We start from the raw sequence: 16,954 nt of genomic DNA, 5'->3' as shown, positions 1-16,954 counted from the left end.
GAAGTTAGTTTGAATTAGCTGGCCCAAATATAATCAATTACCATTTTTAAATGGCCCGTAAACAGCATCGCGAAAACCTTTATGTAGACCAACTTGATCGTATGGAAACAATTGAACAAAAAGTACGGCAGTTAATTCATTGACGGGATCGACCCAAAAGAGGGTGCTTGCAGCCCCATCCCAGAAAAATTCACCGACGGCCCCGTTATTTTCATCCGCGTTTGCAGGAGGGTCTGTTCGAACGGCAAAGTCAATACCAAACCCTACTTGGCCTTTACTGGGCAAGAAATGCCTTTCGGTTACGCTGTCGGCCAATTGATTGGTCGCCATTAACTTCACGGTCTCCGGCTTTAAAATTCTCACAGAATCTAAACTACCTTTTTTAACTAGCATTTGAGCGAACCTCATATAGTCATCTAATGTTGAGGTAAGACCCGAACCACCACGAGTCAATGGCCATTTTTCAAGATAATTACTGTAAGTTACCGTATCTCGCTCTAAAACACCTTCACCCTTTCTTCGATATAAGCTTGCAAAGCGTGCACGGTCTTCTTCAGGAATAAAATAACGTGTTTCGTTCATTCCCAATTTATCGAGTATATGTTTACGTACATATTCTTGGTAGGGTACTCCGGAGATTCGTTCGACCAAGAAGGCTTGTACATCGACACAAGGGCCATACAACCATTCTTCACCAGGGTGAAATTGTAGGGGAAGTTTGCCCATTTTTTCGGCCATTTGCGTTAAGGTATTATTGCGGTTCATGGCATCGGCCTCTGCCACCATTTTACCTAAGGGTGAATCACCCGCCCCTGCAAACCCGGCGGTGTGTCGGGTAATATCGCGTATGGTGATCGGGCGGTTGGCATCCTCCAAAATGGGCTTTCCGGAAGCATCTTCACCTGCATAGACTTTCATATCGGCAAATTCAGGGGCATATTTTTCCAAAGGGTCATCTAATTCAAATTTTCCTTCTTCGTATAGCGTCATCAAAGCCGTACCCGTGACCGGTTTGGTCATCGAGTAAATTTGAACGATAGTATTACGGGCCATTGGTTTTTGTGACTCGATATCGGCATGGCCAAAAGCATTGAAATATACCTCTTTGTTCTTTTCGAAAACTAGGGCTGAAACTCCTGCGATGTTCTTGGCATCTACAAAACTTTTTAAGGTCGAATCTATGCGTTGCGTTGCGTTTTCGGTAATCACCAACGATGAGTCACTCTCAGTTTTGGCATTCGAAGATGTATTCTCTTTACAAGATTGCAGAAGCAGTACTGAAATCAAGGCCAGCGCCATAACATTTGTTTTCATAGATTTTGGTATTTGCAGATAAATTGATCCGTTTTACAGCATTTCTTACGAAGAAAGTTCTAAGATTTTAGCCCATACTTCATTGCTTACCGGCATTCCTTCTTTTTCGTTCTTGGCTCGAGTTTCTAAGGTTCGTTCACCAGGGTAGTAGATTTTGTCGCCTTTGTTTATGGGTTCTACATCGTGGGTGAAATCGATTATTTCTTGCAGTAACCTTTCTTGAAGGTCTTTATCGTGAAATAAATCTTGAGAGATGCAAAGATAGACCTGTGAAATACCCACTTCGCAATCTTTTCCTGAAATTTTAGAAGTAGAATTTCCGGCGGACAATAAGGTGGCCAACATATCTAATATCATCGAAAGTGCTGAGCCTTTCCAATAACCTATAGGTAAACCTCTCTCTTTGTTCAATATTTTTTCAGGGTCGTTGGAGAGTTTATCATCATCATCCCATCCACCCGGGAATGGCAATTTTTGGCCCTTCAAGCGATAATCATGAATTTTTCCGAAAGCGAACTGTGAAATAGCCATATCAAGAACCACATGACCTTCTTCTCTGGGTATAGAGACAATCAAAGGGTTATTGCCCAGTCGACTTTCTTTACCGCCCCATGGTGGCATATTGGGTTGGGTGTTCGTAAATAATATAGATATGCAATTGTTATCGGCAGCCATTCTTCCGTAGGTGCCGCCACGCATCCAATGATTTGTGTTTCTTAGGGCCACAAGGCCCATGCCATTGGTTTTTGCCAATTCTATCGCCCTGTTGGTGCATTTGTGAGCGTTGATAATGCCAGGGCCTAATTTACCGTCCCATCGTTCTATACTACCAAAAGCTTCTGCCTTTTCAGCTTCTGCATGAACGTCAACATAGCCCTTTTCAATATAGGTGATAAAAAGAGGAACCCGATTGATACCATGCGAGTTAACGCCATCTAAGGTGCTTTCGGTATATATTCTGGCTATCAGATCAGCCTTGGTATCCGTGAAACCGTATTTGCGAAATAGTTTTTGCAACACCTGTTGCATTTGTTCGTAAGAAATTTGTCTAAGGTTTGAAGCCATTCTTTAGTTCAATTGTTGTTAAGATATAGTGTTTGGAAAACGGGTTACTCATTCGAATAAAATACGATGAGAAAGTAGAGTTTGCCAAATGGGTAGTAAGTTAATCTTTTTTTGTGTTTGCCCGGGTAATGAGAAAACTACTAATTAAAATTAAAGTGCCGCCTATCAATGTATTTATATTCAAGGTTTCCTCTAGCACAAAATACCCCAGGGTGATTGCACTGACGATTTCTATATACATAAGGCCAGAGGCTGTTGATGCCGGCAAAAATTTGAGTCCGTAAAAGAACAGTTTAAAAATCACGATTCCGACCCAAACCCCATAGAATAAACCTATGCCTATTTGATTCCATTGAATTTCTGGAAGAAAGAACATAAAGGGCAGAAAGAAAATAGCACTTATAAGGTTTTGATAGACGATAAGCTGCTCCGATGTATAATTTGCCGATTCCGATTTGAACATTACCACGGTGATGGCGTAGCCAATAGCACATAAAACTGCGGATACCATGCCGATAAGGTCATCATTACCAAAGCTGAAAGACTTGTTCGTATAGGTGATGACCATTCCGGTAAATGCCAATAATAGTAAAAGGATCTGTTGTTTATTGAGGGGTTTGCGATAATACCTCGTTTCGATAAGAAATACAAAAATAGGCCATGTGTAAGCCAATACTATTGCATTGCCAATAGATGTATAAATGAACGCCAGTAGATAAAAATAGAGGCGTACAACGTTCACGGCTGAAGCCAGTAGCATTTTTTTGTAATTGCCCGTAAATAACGGTCTTGATTTGCTGAACAAGACCGGGGAAAGAATCAATACCGGAATCATCGTACGGAAAAAACCGATGGCACCTGCCGATAACGAGTTCATGTGTTTGATGAGAACTCCGTTGCTGCCAGCGATTATGGCACAAAGAATAATGGCGTAGAGAGCCTTTTTCAAGCTATTTTTTTAATTTGGTGTACAACCATTCATTTCGCAATTCACGTTGTTCGGGAAACGTCCAATGCTGGGTTTCTTGAAAAAGATGAAGTTCTTTTTTACCGGGAATTGTATTGTAGGCGGCATAGGTAGAGGCCGGTGAACAGACATTATCGTTATAGCCCCAACTGTACCAACCTTCAGCCTTAACAAAGCGTGCAAAATTGGCTACGTCGTAGTATTTCGAAACTTCAATTTTTTCTGGCTTATTGGTAAATTCATCTACAAATATTTGTGGCCAGCCACCTGCTCGACCGTGGAGAAAACCCGTCATGTCGGAAAGCGCCGGGTAAAAGGCGGCCAAATAATCGATTCGGTCGTCAAGGCCAGCGGTAACTATCGAAAGCGCGCCACCTTGGCTGCCACCGGTAACGCCGATATCCTCTCCATTAAATTTATCAAGGCTTTCAATAAAATCGACGGAACGAATGCACCCCAAATAAACCCGACGAAAATACATCTGATCTTTATCATCTAAGTTGAATGTTTGATAACCATTTAACGCTCCTGCCCTTAAATCTCTATAAACTCCTTCGTCTAAATTTACCGGAATACCATGAATGCCAATGGTGAATGAAACAAACCCTTCAGCGGCTTCGCTTACCTTACCGTAATAGGGGCGGACACCTGCCCCGGGAACATGTAAAATTGCAGGGTATTTGCCATCTTTCTTTGGCATGGCAAGAATGCCATAAATTTTCCCTTGAATATTGTTGATGCTCACGTGATATACATCGACCTTGTCGGTACAGCGTTCGGGCATCAATGTCAGTACCGGTTCTATTGGTATTTGAGACAATTCATCTTTGCCCTGTTTCCAAAAATTTTCAAAGTCTTTGGGTAGTGTGGTGGTGGGTTTGATTCTATCGGGTTCAAAACCAACTGTGGTATATGAACTATATTCTTTGCCATCTACGGTTACGGTTGCTGTACAACGAAGAAAACCCGGGTGGTCGAACTTTTTTGCTTTTATCGTGTTTTTCTTTGCCGTCAAGGTACCTTCTTCCCAAAGGGGTAGTTCACGATATCCAAAATCTGGCCCGATGGCATATTTTATATCAATGTTTTTTAGAGGCACCTTGTTTTTGAGCACCATTATGGTAAACTCTGCTTGTTCACCCAGATTATACGTCCAATCCGATTCATCAGGGCTTATAATTACCTCAACCAATTGTTTACTGGGTTGGGCGGAAAGATTAAAACAAGAGAGTAATATGAAAAATAAGAAAGCGTAGCATTTGATTTTCATCGGTCAGGTTGGTTTGGTTCAAAAAAATGTACGACTAAGATACGAATTGAGAAGCAGGTAACGATACTAGTTTTGCCCTCTAGGCAGCATATTTCTGATGGCACTAATTTTCCAGGTTTTTTGCTCTTTGATAGCTATAAAGGTGCTCCACATTTTTCTTATGGAGCCATCGCTATTCCTTATTTCATAGCGAGCATCGATAATTGCGGTTTTATCATTTAGAAATCGGGTGTGCTCTACCGTTAAGACTCTATCTCCAGGGTTGGTTGCAGAGCTTCTAAGCATGCCTTCTTTAGCGGTTTTATAACCCCGTCGCCATTCACCGGTAGATACCAATTGATCGATATCCTCTGTTAGGATCTTGTTCAATAAAATGGTGTCTTTTACTTCGCGCGCTTGGGCATATTGGTCAATTAGAGTGTAAAGTGGCTTCTCTTTTTTAGAGGGGCTATCTTGGGCATAAGTGCAAGCAGCCGTGAACAGTAGAATTAGTGATTTGAAAAGAATTGATTTCATAAATAAATTTTACTGTTCAAAAAGGATTTGGCTCTTGGTCGCTTTAAATGCCGATTCCGATATTTTTAAAAGTTTGAATAATTAAACGAACTTCCTTTTTGTGAACATGAAAATCTGCTATAGCTATCTCATGCAGCGTTCTGGCCAAAGAATTTTTATTTGTTGTTGACATATTTCGTAAAATCGATTCTGCCTCTTGAACAGTTGTTTTTTGAGCTTCCTTGACGATAAGACCGTTAATGCCTAATTTGTCTTTAAGATTATGCAAAGTCTTTATTTCGTTGGGGTGAACCAGACCATCGGCTAAAATAACCTCATAACATAAGGCGATTATAGCTTTCTTTTCATTCTCTTCAAAATGTACTTTATTACATTCTGTAGTTTTCATGCTCTTTGTGGTCAGTTGCTACTGTTCATCGACCTGAAAATATAGGTCATTAAATCGATTTCCGAAGTGTGCTTAAATCCATCGGAAATAGCCGTCATTTCTAGAATTGATTCCAAATTGTCTTTCTTCTCTTGCGACATTTTTTTTAGAATCAAAATAGCTTGTTCGCTATCTATATTTCTTGCCTGCATAATAAAATTACTGTCAAAATCGATATACTGCATGAGCTGGGTCAAAGCATTGATTTCCCCTTCATGAACGTGACCGTCGGCAAGAATAACGGCATTCACAGCATGTACCATAGCCAGTTTTTCGGCCAAGGTAAAAGCTGCCGTTTGAGTTTGCATAATATGTTAATGGTTTGTGTTAGTGGGGGTAAGATAGCAAATTGTGCGAAATTGTGGCCTATTCTTAATATGTAAAATGAACTGAGTTACTGAGCGATTTTCTCCGTCGTTGCAAATTGCTCAAAAGGGTTCAATGCCTTTAGCGCCTTTTCAATTGATGAAATATTATCGAACACCAATAACAAGCGTAAACCATTACGAGTTTGTTTTTCCTTCATTTTACATTGCTGCGGATGGCTCTGAACAAATTGAAGCACTTTGGTGAAAATTGAGCTTTGGTAGAATTCAGATTGCTGATCGGCAATGAAGTAGCCCACCAACTTCCCCTTTTTCATTATAATACGCTCTAAACCAATTTGGGTGGCGATCCATTTGATTCGAACTGAATTCAGTAAATCTTCCGCTTCTGAAGGTAGTTCGCCAAAACGGTCGATTAGTTCGGTCTCATACTTTTTAAGTCCTCCTTCGTCTTTAACCTGATTGAGTTCTGTATAGAGATTGAGACGTTCGGTAATGTTGTTGATATAATCATCAGGAAATAATAACTCGAAATCGGTATCGATTTGCGTTTCCTTTACGAAGACCTTTTCATGATGTCCTTCAACTTCTTCATATAGGTCTTTAAATTCGTTTTCCTTCAGTTCGTCAATGGCCTCGGCCAGAATTTTTTGGTAGGTTTCAAAACCGATTTCGTTGATGAATCCACTTTGCTCGCCCCCTAGTAGGTCACCCGCGCCACGAATCTCTAAATCTTTCATGGCAATATTAAAACCGCTGCCCAATTCTGTAAACTGTTCTAGGGCTTCGATCCGTTTTCTGGCATCTGGGGTCATTACCTCGTATGGTGGAGTAATAAAAAAGCAAAAAGCCTTCTTATTGCTTCGACCTACACGACCACGCATTTGATGCAGGTCGCTCAGACCAAAATTATTGGCATTGTTTATAAAAATGGTATTTGCATTGGTAACGTCAAGTCCGCTTTCAACTATGGTTGTCGAAACTAGGACATCGAACTCCCCGTTAATAAAGCCTAGCATGAGGGCTTCAAGTTTTTTACCATCCATTTGCCCATGCCCAATGCCTACTTTTGCGTCGGGTACCAAGCGTTGAATCATACCGGCCACTTCTTTAATATTCTCAATTCGATTATGAATAAAGAATACTTGCCCGCCACGTTCAATTTCGTAACTGATGGCATCGCGCATAATTTCTTCACTAAATCGAATGACCCTGCTTTCGATAGGGTAGCGGTTGGGTGGTGCAGTATTGATAACCGATAAGTCTCTGGCCGCCATAAGGCTAAATTGCAGGGTACGCGGTATAGGTGTAGCCGTAAGTGTGAGCACGTCGACATTTTCTTTTATAGACTTCAATTTGTCTTTAACAGCAACCCCGAATTTTTGTTCTTCATCAACAATCAACAAGCCGAGGTCTTTGAATTGAACATTTTTGTTTACCAATTGATGCGTGCCAATGATGATATCAACTTTGCCCGAAGCCAAATTTTCAAGGGTTTCCCTTCGTTCTTTAGCCGTTCTGAACCTGTTTAGATAATCTACGGTAACCGGCATCTCCTTAAGACGCTCCGAAAAAGTTCGGTGGTGTTGAAAGGCTAGAATAGTGGTGGGCACAAGTACTGCCACCTGTTTGCCATTATCAACCGCCTTAAAGGCCGCACGAATGGCTACCTCGGTTTTACCAAAGCCTACATCGCCACAGATAAGCCTATCCATCGGGCGTTCACTTTCCATGTCTCTTTTTACATCTTCTGTCGCCTTACCTTGATCGGGCGTATCTTCATAAATAAACGAAGCTTCAAGTTCGTTTTGAAGGTAGCTGTCGGGGTCGTATTGAAAACCTTTTTCAAGTCTTCTTTTAGCATAAATTTTGATAAGGTCAAAGGCTATTTTCTTGACGCGGGTCTTGGTCTTTTGCTTCAGCTTTTTCCAAGCGGAAGAGCCTAGTTTGAAGATTTTTGGGGCCGCGCCATCTTTTCCGTTGAACTTTGAAATTTTATGTAGCGAATGAATACTAACATACAGAATATCACGCTCACCGTACATTAATTTAATGGCTTCTTGTTTTTTGCCTTCAACATCTATTTTTTGAAGTCCGCCAAACTTGCCGATACCATGGTCGATATGGGTAACATAATCTCCGATTTCAAGCTTGTTCAGTTCCTTCAGCGTAATGGCTTGCTTTTTGGCGTAACCATTTTTTAGATGGAATTTATGATAGCGTTCAAAGATTTGATGATCGGTATAACAGACTATTTTTAGGTCATCGTCGATAAACCCTTGAAATAAGGGAAGCACTTGGGTTTCATAGTGAACCTTACTGCTAATATCTTCAAATATGGCATGAAACCGTTTGGCCTGCTGCTCACTGGCACAAAAAATATAGTTGGTATAACCTTGTGCCTTAAGATCATTAAGATTTTCAATAAGCAGATTGAACTTTTTATTGAAAGAAGGTTGAGGCTTGGTCTGAAATACTATTGTATTCGTTATGCTCTGCTTGACGAATTCTGCGGAAGCATCCATAGTAAGCAATCCGAACCCTTCAAGTTGTTTTTTAAAACCCTCGGCATTCATGAAAAGTTCTTCAGGTACGGCATGCTTTATGTCGCTTGAAAGTTTGGCGAACGCTTCTCCAGCCTTTCTGAATAAATCACTGAGTCGATCAAAAATAAAATCGACATTCTTGATGAAAATAGTAGTTTCCGGTGCTATATATTTAAGAAAACCTTCTCTTTTTTCTTCAAGAAATTTATTTGCTACATTGGGTATGATGCTAATTTTTTTCACTTTATCAGTAGAAAGTTGAGTTTCTAGATCAAAAGTTCTGATGCTATCTACCTCATCGCCGAAAAATTCAATTCGGTATGGTTCATCATGCGAAAACGAAAAGACATCGACTATACCACCCCGCACCGAAAACTCACCGGGTTCAGTAACGAAATCGACCCTTTTAAATTTGTATTCGAACAGTACTTCATTAAAAAAATCTAATGAAAGGGTGTCATCAAGTTTTATTTGCAGGGTGTTTTTCTGAAGTTCTTTTCTTGTGACCACTTTTTCGAAAAGAGCATCTGGGTAGGTGACGATTATCGCGGGCTTTTTTCTAGAATTGATACGATTGAGTACTTCGGCCCTTAAAAGAACGTTGGCATTGTCGGTTTCTTCTATTTGGTAGGGTCTACGGTAGCTTCCCGGGTAGAATAAAACATCTTCATCACCAACTAGCTGCTCTAGGTCGTTAAGGTAATAGGCCGCTTCTTCCTTATCATTAAAAATAAGAAGAAAGGGTCTGTTCGACTGCTTGAAGGTTTCGGAAAGTGTGAACGAGAGCGAAGATCCTGTAAGCCCGTTTATTACGGTCGTTCCTTGACCTTGGGAAATAGCTTCCCCTAGTTTCCGTGTTTTCGGAGACTGCGCGAACAGTTGTTGGATAGTAATTTGGGTCAACCGTAAAATTTTGAATTGCAAAGATAAGCATACCTGTTAAATCGATGCCATTCATTTTTAATGAAATCGGGTTACAAAGTGCCTCGAAAAAGCTGCAACTTGCCCAAAGCAGGTGTATATTTAAAAAAAATGGGCGAAGCCTGGTTTTAAGAACGACCGATATGAAAAACAAGGAATATGATGTGTTTGTAATAGGCAGCGGAATTGCAGGGCAAACCGTAGCGATGAACAGTTCGAAGGCAGGGCTTAAAGTGGCAATTGCCGACATTCGTGAGTTTGGTGGTGTCTGTGCTAATAGAGGGTGTGATCCGAAGAAAGTGCTTTTGGGCGCCACAGAGGTGTTAGAAGCTGCTCAAAACCTTAAAGGCAAAGGCATTCGAAAAGAGCTCAAAATTGATTGGGCCGAACTTCAAAAATACAAACAGAATTTCACCAAGGCGGTGCCTGCGTCTACAGAAGAGAAATTAAGAGATGCCGGAATTAAACTTTACCACCAGTCGCCTAAATTTTTAGACAAAGACATGCTTTTCGTTGAGGGTAAGACCATTAAAGCGAATAAAATAGTAGTTGCCACAGGTCTTGTGCCGCGAAAATTGGCGGTAAAAGGCGGTAAACACTTCAAAACAAGCGATGATTTTTTAAATCTAAAAAAGCTGCCCAAGAAAATAGTTTTTATAGGTGCGGGCTATATCGGTATGGAATTCGCACATATGGCAGCCCGAGCGGGTGTCGATGTGACCATAATCGATGTAGAAAAAAGACCATTAACGGCTTTTGATCCTGATTTGGTGGAAGAGCTTACGAAATACTCGAAAAAAATCGGCATTGATTTTGTTTTTGGCGCACAGTTGCAATCGGTCAAGAAACTGCGAAAGAACTTTAAGGTCGCCTATGAAAAAGACGGAAAAAGCAATTCATTAAAGGCACGCATGGTTTTCAATACGGCAGGTAGGGTGCCGGCAATCTCTGAGTTAGATTTAGAAAAAGGAAGTGTTGAATTTAATGATAATGGCATAGCTGTGAACAGTTACTTGCAGAGTAAGACCAATAAGAATGTATATGCCTGCGGCGATGTATCAGATAACGGACTCCCGTTAACACCTCTTTCAGGTCGGGAAGGTTATGTGGTCTCTAAAAATATCATTAATGGAAATCAAAAAAAGCTAAAGACTCCGGTTATTCCATCAGTAGTCTTTACATTGCCCAATTTGGCTTCGGTGGGTTACAGCGAAGAGGAAGCTAAAAAACGGTACAAGAATATTTTGATCAAGGAAGGCAATGCTAAAAACTGGTTTAATGCCAAACGAATTAATGCCCCGTGTTATCGCTACAAAATAATTTTGAACGAACGTACGGAAGAAATTGTGGGGGCACATATTTTGAGCCCTGAAGCTGGGGAAACCATAAACATTTTTGCGATGGCCATTAATCAAGGTATGACTGCCGATGAACTACAGGGCACAGTCTTCACTTACCCCTCTTGGGTCAACGACGTAAAAAGTATGGTGTAGTTTATTTTAGTCCCCAACGCTCTTTACATTTTTCAACCGGACTTGTAGCACGGTTTTTAAAAGCGTGGATTCCTGAGGCAATAAATAGAAGAATAGCCCCGCCAAGTGCGGTGAAGGCAATACTGGGAATGTTGGTTTCATGACGTATGAAAATAGCCGTCAATGCCCAAACGCCCACTAGCGCAAACTCCCGCATATTTCTCTTTAGAATGATGAGTAAATTAATGACTACGGCAGCCAATATCATAATGATGGTCCAAGTTTCTTCGGAAAGTGGCCCGCCGTTCCAACCAAGTTTGGTTAAATAGGCAGAAACATTGGCTATGGTTGCGACGCTTATCCAACCGGAATAGATACAAATGGGCCACCAAACGAAAGCAATGATTCCTATGGGCGCATCCCAACGTTCCATGTTGGTTTTCAAGATTATTTGAATCAATGCGTATAGAATACCGAGCATAATCAATACGGAAATTCCTATATAGTCATATAGAAAAGCAAAAACCCAAGCTGTATTCAATAAATTTACAGTTGCGAACCAATAACCGGTCTGCACTATAAAATTGGTCTCCTTATCTTCTTGATGAGCACGTTTAATTTGAAAAATAGCGAAAGCGAACAAACCTATATAAATGAGCCCCCAGATAGCGAAAGCATAACCTGCGGGGGTGAAAAGGTTATCATATCTCGCGCTCATTTCCCCTATAGTAGTGTCATTAAGACGTAAGGCTTGAGAAAGGTAATTTACTAGAACAACTAGAATTACCGAACAGAGGTTGATGATAGATAGTTTTTTTACCATTGTAGATTGAATTACATCAAATGTAATTTGAGAAATCGATTCTTTTGAATGGCATCCCGTAAAAAAAGGAGCCTTTTAGAAATAGGGGAACCTCTTTTTTACACTTTGATTACCTGTTGATCGGCTATTACAAATATTTCGTCTTTTTCATTGGGCTGTAAAACGTAAGTACCGGTAAATTCGCCGAAGGCAGGCAAAATTAATTGGGTTTCCGTTTTATAGAAGCAGGGTAGTCGAAGGTGCTGCCGCCCAAAACCCTTCATTTTGATTGCAGGGTGAATATGGCCGCAAAAGTTAAAAAGGCCGTTTCTTTCTTCAGGATGATGGGTCAATAAAAAATTATCGACCTCTAATTCTTCAAATTGGTCTATTTCTAGAGATTCAAACTTTTCAGGTGCGATAATATCATGATTACCAGTTATTAATGTGATTTTGGCTGGAGTTTTAGAAACCCAATTTTCAAAAAGCACCCATTCTTTGTTTAACGATGAGTGAAATAAATCTCCTAAAAAACAAATATTGAAAGGTTGATATACATCAACGAGCTCATCAAGTAACCGAAAGTTTTTGTATACCGCATACTTTGGCACCGCAGCACCGAATTTCCTGAAATGTGAAACCTTGCCCAAATGAACGTCGCTAATCAAAAGTGTTGATTTCTCTTCCCAAAACACCGAGCCTGAATAGTGCAGGGTAAAGCGCTGATCGTTTATTTTCAAAGATTGCACCATAAGGCGCAAAAGTAATAAAACAAGAAATGGTCCGTTTTGTTAAAAATCAAAAAATAAAAACCCCAAACTATTACCTTATGAAAAAAAGTTTCATTTTATTAAGCGCGATTGTCCTTGGTCTATTTTCGTCATGCAGCGATGATGATAGTGCAGATAGTGCAGAAAGTTCATTAATGGGTTCTTGGCAACTTACCGCTGAATATGATAATGGAGAACCTTATGAGCTTGACAACTGCGAATTGGAAGAAACCATTATTTTTAAATCTGATGGAGTATATGAATTTGTGGACTACGACCCTGCCGAGGGTAATGAGAATGAATGCGTAGTAGATGATGATTCTTCTACAGGTACTTGGTCGATTCCTTCGTCGGGTAAATTGTCGATTTCTGAGGGAAGTATTGTGATCGTTACCGATTACTCGATTTCTGGCAATCAACTGACCATTACTTTTGAAGAGGAATATGATGGAGAGACGTGGACGTCTAAAAGTGTTTATAAAAAGAAATAATCAGATGGTCAAGCGAGACTTGATCAGTTCTATAGTAAGTATACAACCTGCTAGGGCTTTTGAGCTTTAGCAGGTTTTTATTTGTTTCTTCATTAAAATCTTGGTCATTTGCTTAGTTTGATCGGCTATTTTTTTCCAGTTATTTTTTTTTGGCTACTATTTTTCACTGTACGAGATTGTTAGGTAGTTTTTCTCTCTCTTCAAACGCTAAGGATTGAAAAATTATTTATATTTAGTCTAAATAAACCATTTTGTAATGTACTTTTGCCAAAAATTTTAACACACCAAATTATGAAAAATGCAATTCTCGCGATGGGATTGTTTCTTGTAAGCCTAAGCAATATAGTGGCACAGACTACTTTAAAAGGAAAAGTAACCGACGATAAGGGAGCACCATTGGCAGGGGCCAATGTAGTTCTTGATAATAAGAACGGGGTTACCACCAATTTTGATGGTTATTTTTATTTTGAAAACCTTTCCACTGGGGAATATAGTATTTCGGTAAGCTATATTGGGTATGAAACGCAAGCTAGCCAAGTATCCCTTTCGAACGCAAGCTCAACCTTCAATTTTACTTTAGTTCCATCAGCAGAACAGTTGCAAGAGGTTGAAATAATCGGTAGGTTAGAGCAAGGATACAAGAATACCAACTCTTTTGTGGCTACTAAATCAGCTACCAAATTGGTAGATGTTCCTCAATCGGTCTCTTACGTAACTAAGGAAGTGATTTTAGATCAGGCAGCCTATACAGTCAATGAGGTGGTGAAAAACGTGAGCGGCGTTAATCAATTTTCATTTTATAATGACCTGACAATTAGGGGGTTTCGAGTGCAAGGTCAACAAAACTCTAGTATCTTAATCAATGGGTCTAGAATGATGACCAGCTTTTGGAGACAGCAATTAATTCCGCATATAGAACGTGTAGAGGTCATTAAAGGCCCCGCTTCGGCGTTATTTGGTAATTCTTCACCGGGCGGTACCATCAACAGCGTAACTAAAAAACCACTTTACGAGCAAAAACAATCTATAAGCACCAGTATGGGAAGTTTTAATACTTTTCGGTTGTTGGCCGATTTCACAGGACCTATGACCCCAAATAAAAAGCTATTGTACCGGTTAAACGTAGGGTATGAGAACTCAGATGGTTTCAGGGACCTTCAGTTTTCAAAAAATCTAGTAATTGCCCCCTCTTTTTCTTTTATCCCCAGTGATAAAACCAGTTTGAATTTTGATATTGTTTTTCAAGACTCTAAGGGTAGGTTAGATCGTGGACAAGCTGTATTTGGTGATGGAGACTTATTTTCTACTCCTATTACAACTTCTTTAAGTGCCATTAACGATTACCTAAATGAACAAAATCTCAATGTAACCATTTCATTTCAGCACAAATTTACCGATGAGCTAAGTTTTAACAGTACCTATTTGAATTCAGCATATGACGAAGACCTAAGGGAACACCGTACTGCGAACGCATTTTGGGCATTGGGAGACGGTACAGAGGATATTACCAGAGTCGCCATGCGAACTTTTGAAAGAAAGCGTTCGTGGAACAATCAAAATATAAGTAATTATATCAATTACGACCTTGATCTTGGGGAAGTAAAAAATAAGCTTTTAGTAGGATACGATTATTTTCAACAGGAGTTGGGACCAGGAGGTTCTCAACTGGAAGCCGCGGCCTACCTCTTGAAAAATGGTACGGCCACCAATTCCTTCAACCTTGTCAATATCGATAATTATGTGCTTGATGACGATGGCAACCCTGTGGCGAATGTAAAGCCGTTCGATTTGACCTCGCCTAATGGTAATGCCATGAGGGATATGAGCAACTATGTGTTCAGTGTTAGTAATTACACGCCTTATAAACAGGTAAATCATGGAGCATACCTGCAGAACCAATTTAGTTATAAGAAATTTGACCTTTTGCTTGGCCTTCGTTATGATACTTTTTATGATTATCTAAATTATAACACCACCGACGAAGAGAAAGTTAAGCAAGATGCTTTGATTCCAAGGGTCGGAGCTGTATATAAAGCAACACCTAATATTAATGTTTACGGTACTTGGGTTAAAGGCTACCAGCCGCAAACCGCAACAACCATCAACAACCCTGAAGCAGGCGGACCTTTTGATCCTTTGAACAGTGAGCTTTTTGAAGTCGGCGCAAAGTCTGAATGGTTCAATAAGAGACTTAGTGCAACCGTAGCCTTTTATGACCTTACCCAAAAAGGGGCTTTATACAATGCCAACGACTCCGGCAATTCTGATAGGTTAGAGCAAATCGGTGAAGAGAAGTCCAGAGGTGTCGAAATAGATGTTTATGGTAAATTGGCCAGTAATTGGAGTGTTATTTTGAACTATGCTTACAACGATGCTTTTTTCACCACAGCAGATGAAGGCACCTTGGCTATTTTTGGTGACCAAAAACCCAACGCTCCTAGAAATACCTTTAATGTTTGGAGCAAATATGTAATCAATGAAGGTAGTTTTAGCGGCTTGGGCTTTGGTCTGGGATATGATTATGTTAGCGAACGCAATGGCTCTATTGTTAGAAACCCTGAGTTAATACCGGTCTTTCCTAGTTATGGATTGGTAAACGCTGCCATTTATTACAACGTCGATAAATTTCAGATACAGTTGAACGCCAATAATATTTTTGATAAAACGCATTGGGTTGGGGGGTATGACTTTTTAAGAGCTTTCCCGGGCAAGCCAAGAAATATTATGGCCACTGTATCGTATACTTTTTAAGTATGGCCCTGAACAAAAAACTATTCTTTAATATACATAGTTGGATCGGAGTTAAGCTAAGTATACTATTTTTTATAGTATGCTTTTCTGGCACTGTGGCTACCCTTAGCCATGAGCTCGATTGGCTTTTTATTAAGGAAATTCGGGCGGAACCGCAAACGGATTTAATCGATAGGAATACCATTATAGAAAATTTCAGGAAATCTTATCCACATGCCAATATGACCTATTGGATGCGAACGGATGAGCCTTATCTATGCGATATCATCTATAAAAAAGAAAATGGACAGCAGCGGTACGTTTTTGCCAACCCCTATACAGGCGAAATACAAGGAGAGGCGGCTTTGACCATACAGCGTTTTTTTCGTGATTTACATTACTTTTTGTTCATTCCCTTTTACCAAATTGGTTACTTGATGGTACTGGCATTTGCTTTTTTATTACTGACTTCTTTGATAAGTGCATTGTATTTCTATAAAAAATGGTGGAAGAAATTCTTCACTTTCAAAAAATCAAAAAATACATTGGTGGTCTTTAGAAGTCTACATAGACTGGTTGGTTTATGGTCTATTCCCTTTGCACTTCTATTTTCCATTACAGGTATATGGTATTTTATAGAGCGAACCAATATTGCCGATGTAGGTGTCAAGGTTAACCCGAATCAACCGGTCAATAAACTAAATGCCCAAAGTGAAATTTCAAAAACGAATGCCGAGTTAGATTATAATCAAGCGGTTGCCCTGGCGGAACGGGAAATACCAGAGTTGATTGTCGGTAGTATCACCCCGCCCAACAGCCCTGATGGTAATATTTACCTACGAGGAACAAGTAATGCTCCCTTGGTAAGGCAACGGGCCAATAGGGTTTACATAAACCCCGTTACATATGAAGTAACCGGAGTGCAGAAGGCGCAAAATATCAGTACACTTATGTGGTTCAATGATATTGCCGACCCTCTGCATTTTGGTTATTGGGGAGGTTTGCTTACCAAGGTAATTTGGTTTTTTGCCGGGGCAGGTATTTGTGCTTTGGTACTTACAGGAATATGGATCACCTTGAAGAGAAAAAAAATCAAAGAGAAAAAAAATAATAATCCGGTGATGGGTAAATGGCGCTACTTTAATTGGATAATCTCAGCAGCTATTCTATTTTTTATGTATGGAAATATCATTAAGCGTTATGCTGCTGAAGCAAAGGTGGTAATCATTATAAGCGTCGGCTGCATAGCTCTTGTTGCTTTAGGATACTATATTTTTGTTTACAGGTTGAATAGAGTGGTAAACAAATTGTAAAATTTAGTTGAGGTTAAAGGTTAT

General features: G+C 40.0%; 14 protein-coding genes. 4 read left to right on the top strand and 10 right to left on the bottom strand.

Translation table 11 applies throughout. The features are described from left to right. Positions 1-33: 33 nt before the first annotated feature. The 8 genes from IV512_RS09020 to mfd form a co-directional block, all read right to left on the bottom strand. Positions 34-1,314: a serine hydrolase gene (locus IV512_RS09020; protein ID WP_245224708.1), complete on the bottom strand. Its 1,281-nt coding sequence runs from the start codon at positions 1,312-1,314 to the stop codon at positions 34-36. A gap of 45 nt (positions 1,315-1,359) precedes the next feature. Further along, complete coding sequence (gene yiaK, locus IV512_RS09015; RefSeq protein WP_209402555.1) at positions 1,360-2,379, bottom strand: 3-dehydro-L-gulonate 2-dehydrogenase; 1,020 nt, start codon at positions 2,377-2,379, stop codon at positions 1,360-1,362. 100 nt (positions 2,380-2,479) lie between these two features. Continuing rightward, complete coding sequence (locus IV512_RS09010) at positions 2,480-3,328, bottom strand: DMT family transporter (RefSeq protein ID WP_245224707.1); 849 nt, start codon at positions 3,326-3,328, stop codon at positions 2,480-2,482. 1 nt (position 3,329) lies between these two features. Continuing rightward, complete coding sequence (locus IV512_RS09005) at positions 3,330-4,616, bottom strand: acetylxylan esterase (protein ID WP_209402552.1); 1,287 nt, start codon at positions 4,614-4,616, stop codon at positions 3,330-3,332. Positions 4,617-4,682: 66 nt separating this feature from the next. Further along, positions 4,683-5,132 (bottom strand): DUF4440 domain-containing protein, encoded by a 450-nt coding sequence (locus IV512_RS09000; protein WP_209402550.1) that lies wholly within the window; start codon positions 5,130-5,132, stop codon positions 4,683-4,685. 43 nt (positions 5,133-5,175) lie between these two features. After that, entirely contained in the window at positions 5,176-5,520 is a 345-nt protein-coding gene (locus tag IV512_RS08995) for a TerB family tellurite resistance protein (protein ID WP_209402548.1), read from the bottom strand. Between the two features lie 11 nt (positions 5,521-5,531). Beyond that, complete coding sequence (locus tag IV512_RS08990) at positions 5,532-5,867, bottom strand: TerB family tellurite resistance protein (RefSeq protein ID WP_209402546.1); 336 nt, start codon at positions 5,865-5,867, stop codon at positions 5,532-5,534. 86 nt (positions 5,868-5,953) lie between these two features. Further along, positions 5,954-9,334, bottom strand: coding sequence for a transcription-repair coupling factor (gene mfd, locus IV512_RS08985; RefSeq protein WP_209402544.1), 3,381 nt, complete (start codon positions 9,332-9,334; stop codon positions 5,954-5,956). A 161-nt stretch (positions 9,335-9,495) separates the two neighbouring features. Here mfd and IV512_RS08980 point away from each other — a divergent pair, with 161 nt between their 5' ends. After that, the gene (locus IV512_RS08980; RefSeq protein WP_209402543.1) at positions 9,496-10,845 is read left to right on the top strand and encodes an NAD(P)/FAD-dependent oxidoreductase; all 1,350 of its coding nucleotides are present in this window, start codon (positions 9,496-9,498) and stop codon (positions 10,843-10,845) included. 1 nt (position 10,846) lies between these two features. Here IV512_RS08980 and IV512_RS08975 read toward each other — a convergent pair whose 3' ends face one another. Further along, positions 10,847-11,647, bottom strand: a complete 801-nt coding sequence (locus tag IV512_RS08975; protein ID WP_209402540.1) for a tryptophan-rich sensory protein — start codon at positions 11,645-11,647, stop codon at positions 10,847-10,849. 98 nt (positions 11,648-11,745) lie between these two features. After that, positions 11,746-12,378, bottom strand: a complete 633-nt coding sequence (pdeM, locus tag IV512_RS08970) for a ligase-associated DNA damage response endonuclease PdeM (RefSeq protein ID WP_209402538.1) — start codon at positions 12,376-12,378, stop codon at positions 11,746-11,748. 77 nt (positions 12,379-12,455) lie between these two features. On the opposite strand from pdeM, the gene IV512_RS08965 reads away from it, so the two are divergent. The 3 genes from IV512_RS08965 (at position 12,456) to IV512_RS08955 (ending at position 16,930) form a co-directional block, all read left to right on the top strand. Beyond that, positions 12,456-12,887, top strand: a complete 432-nt coding sequence (locus IV512_RS08965) for a lipocalin family protein (protein ID WP_209402536.1) — start codon at positions 12,456-12,458, stop codon at positions 12,885-12,887. Positions 12,888-13,178: 291 nt separating this feature from the next. Next, entirely contained in the window at positions 13,179-15,638 is a 2,460-nt protein-coding gene (locus IV512_RS08960) for a TonB-dependent receptor (protein WP_209402534.1), read from the top strand. 2 nt (positions 15,639-15,640) lie between these two features. Next, positions 15,641-16,930, top strand: a complete 1,290-nt coding sequence (locus tag IV512_RS08955) for a PepSY domain-containing protein (RefSeq protein ID WP_209402532.1) — start codon at positions 15,641-15,643, stop codon at positions 16,928-16,930. The last annotated feature ends 24 nt before the right edge of the window (positions 16,931-16,954 follow it).

Source organism: Pseudozobellia sp. WGM2, assembly GCF_017810075.1.
Classification (GTDB): Bacteria; Bacteroidota; Bacteroidia; order Flavobacteriales; family Flavobacteriaceae; genus JADNYK01.
The sequence above is the reverse complement of the archived record's forward strand: the minus strand, read 5'-3'. Positions and strand labels throughout refer to the sequence as shown.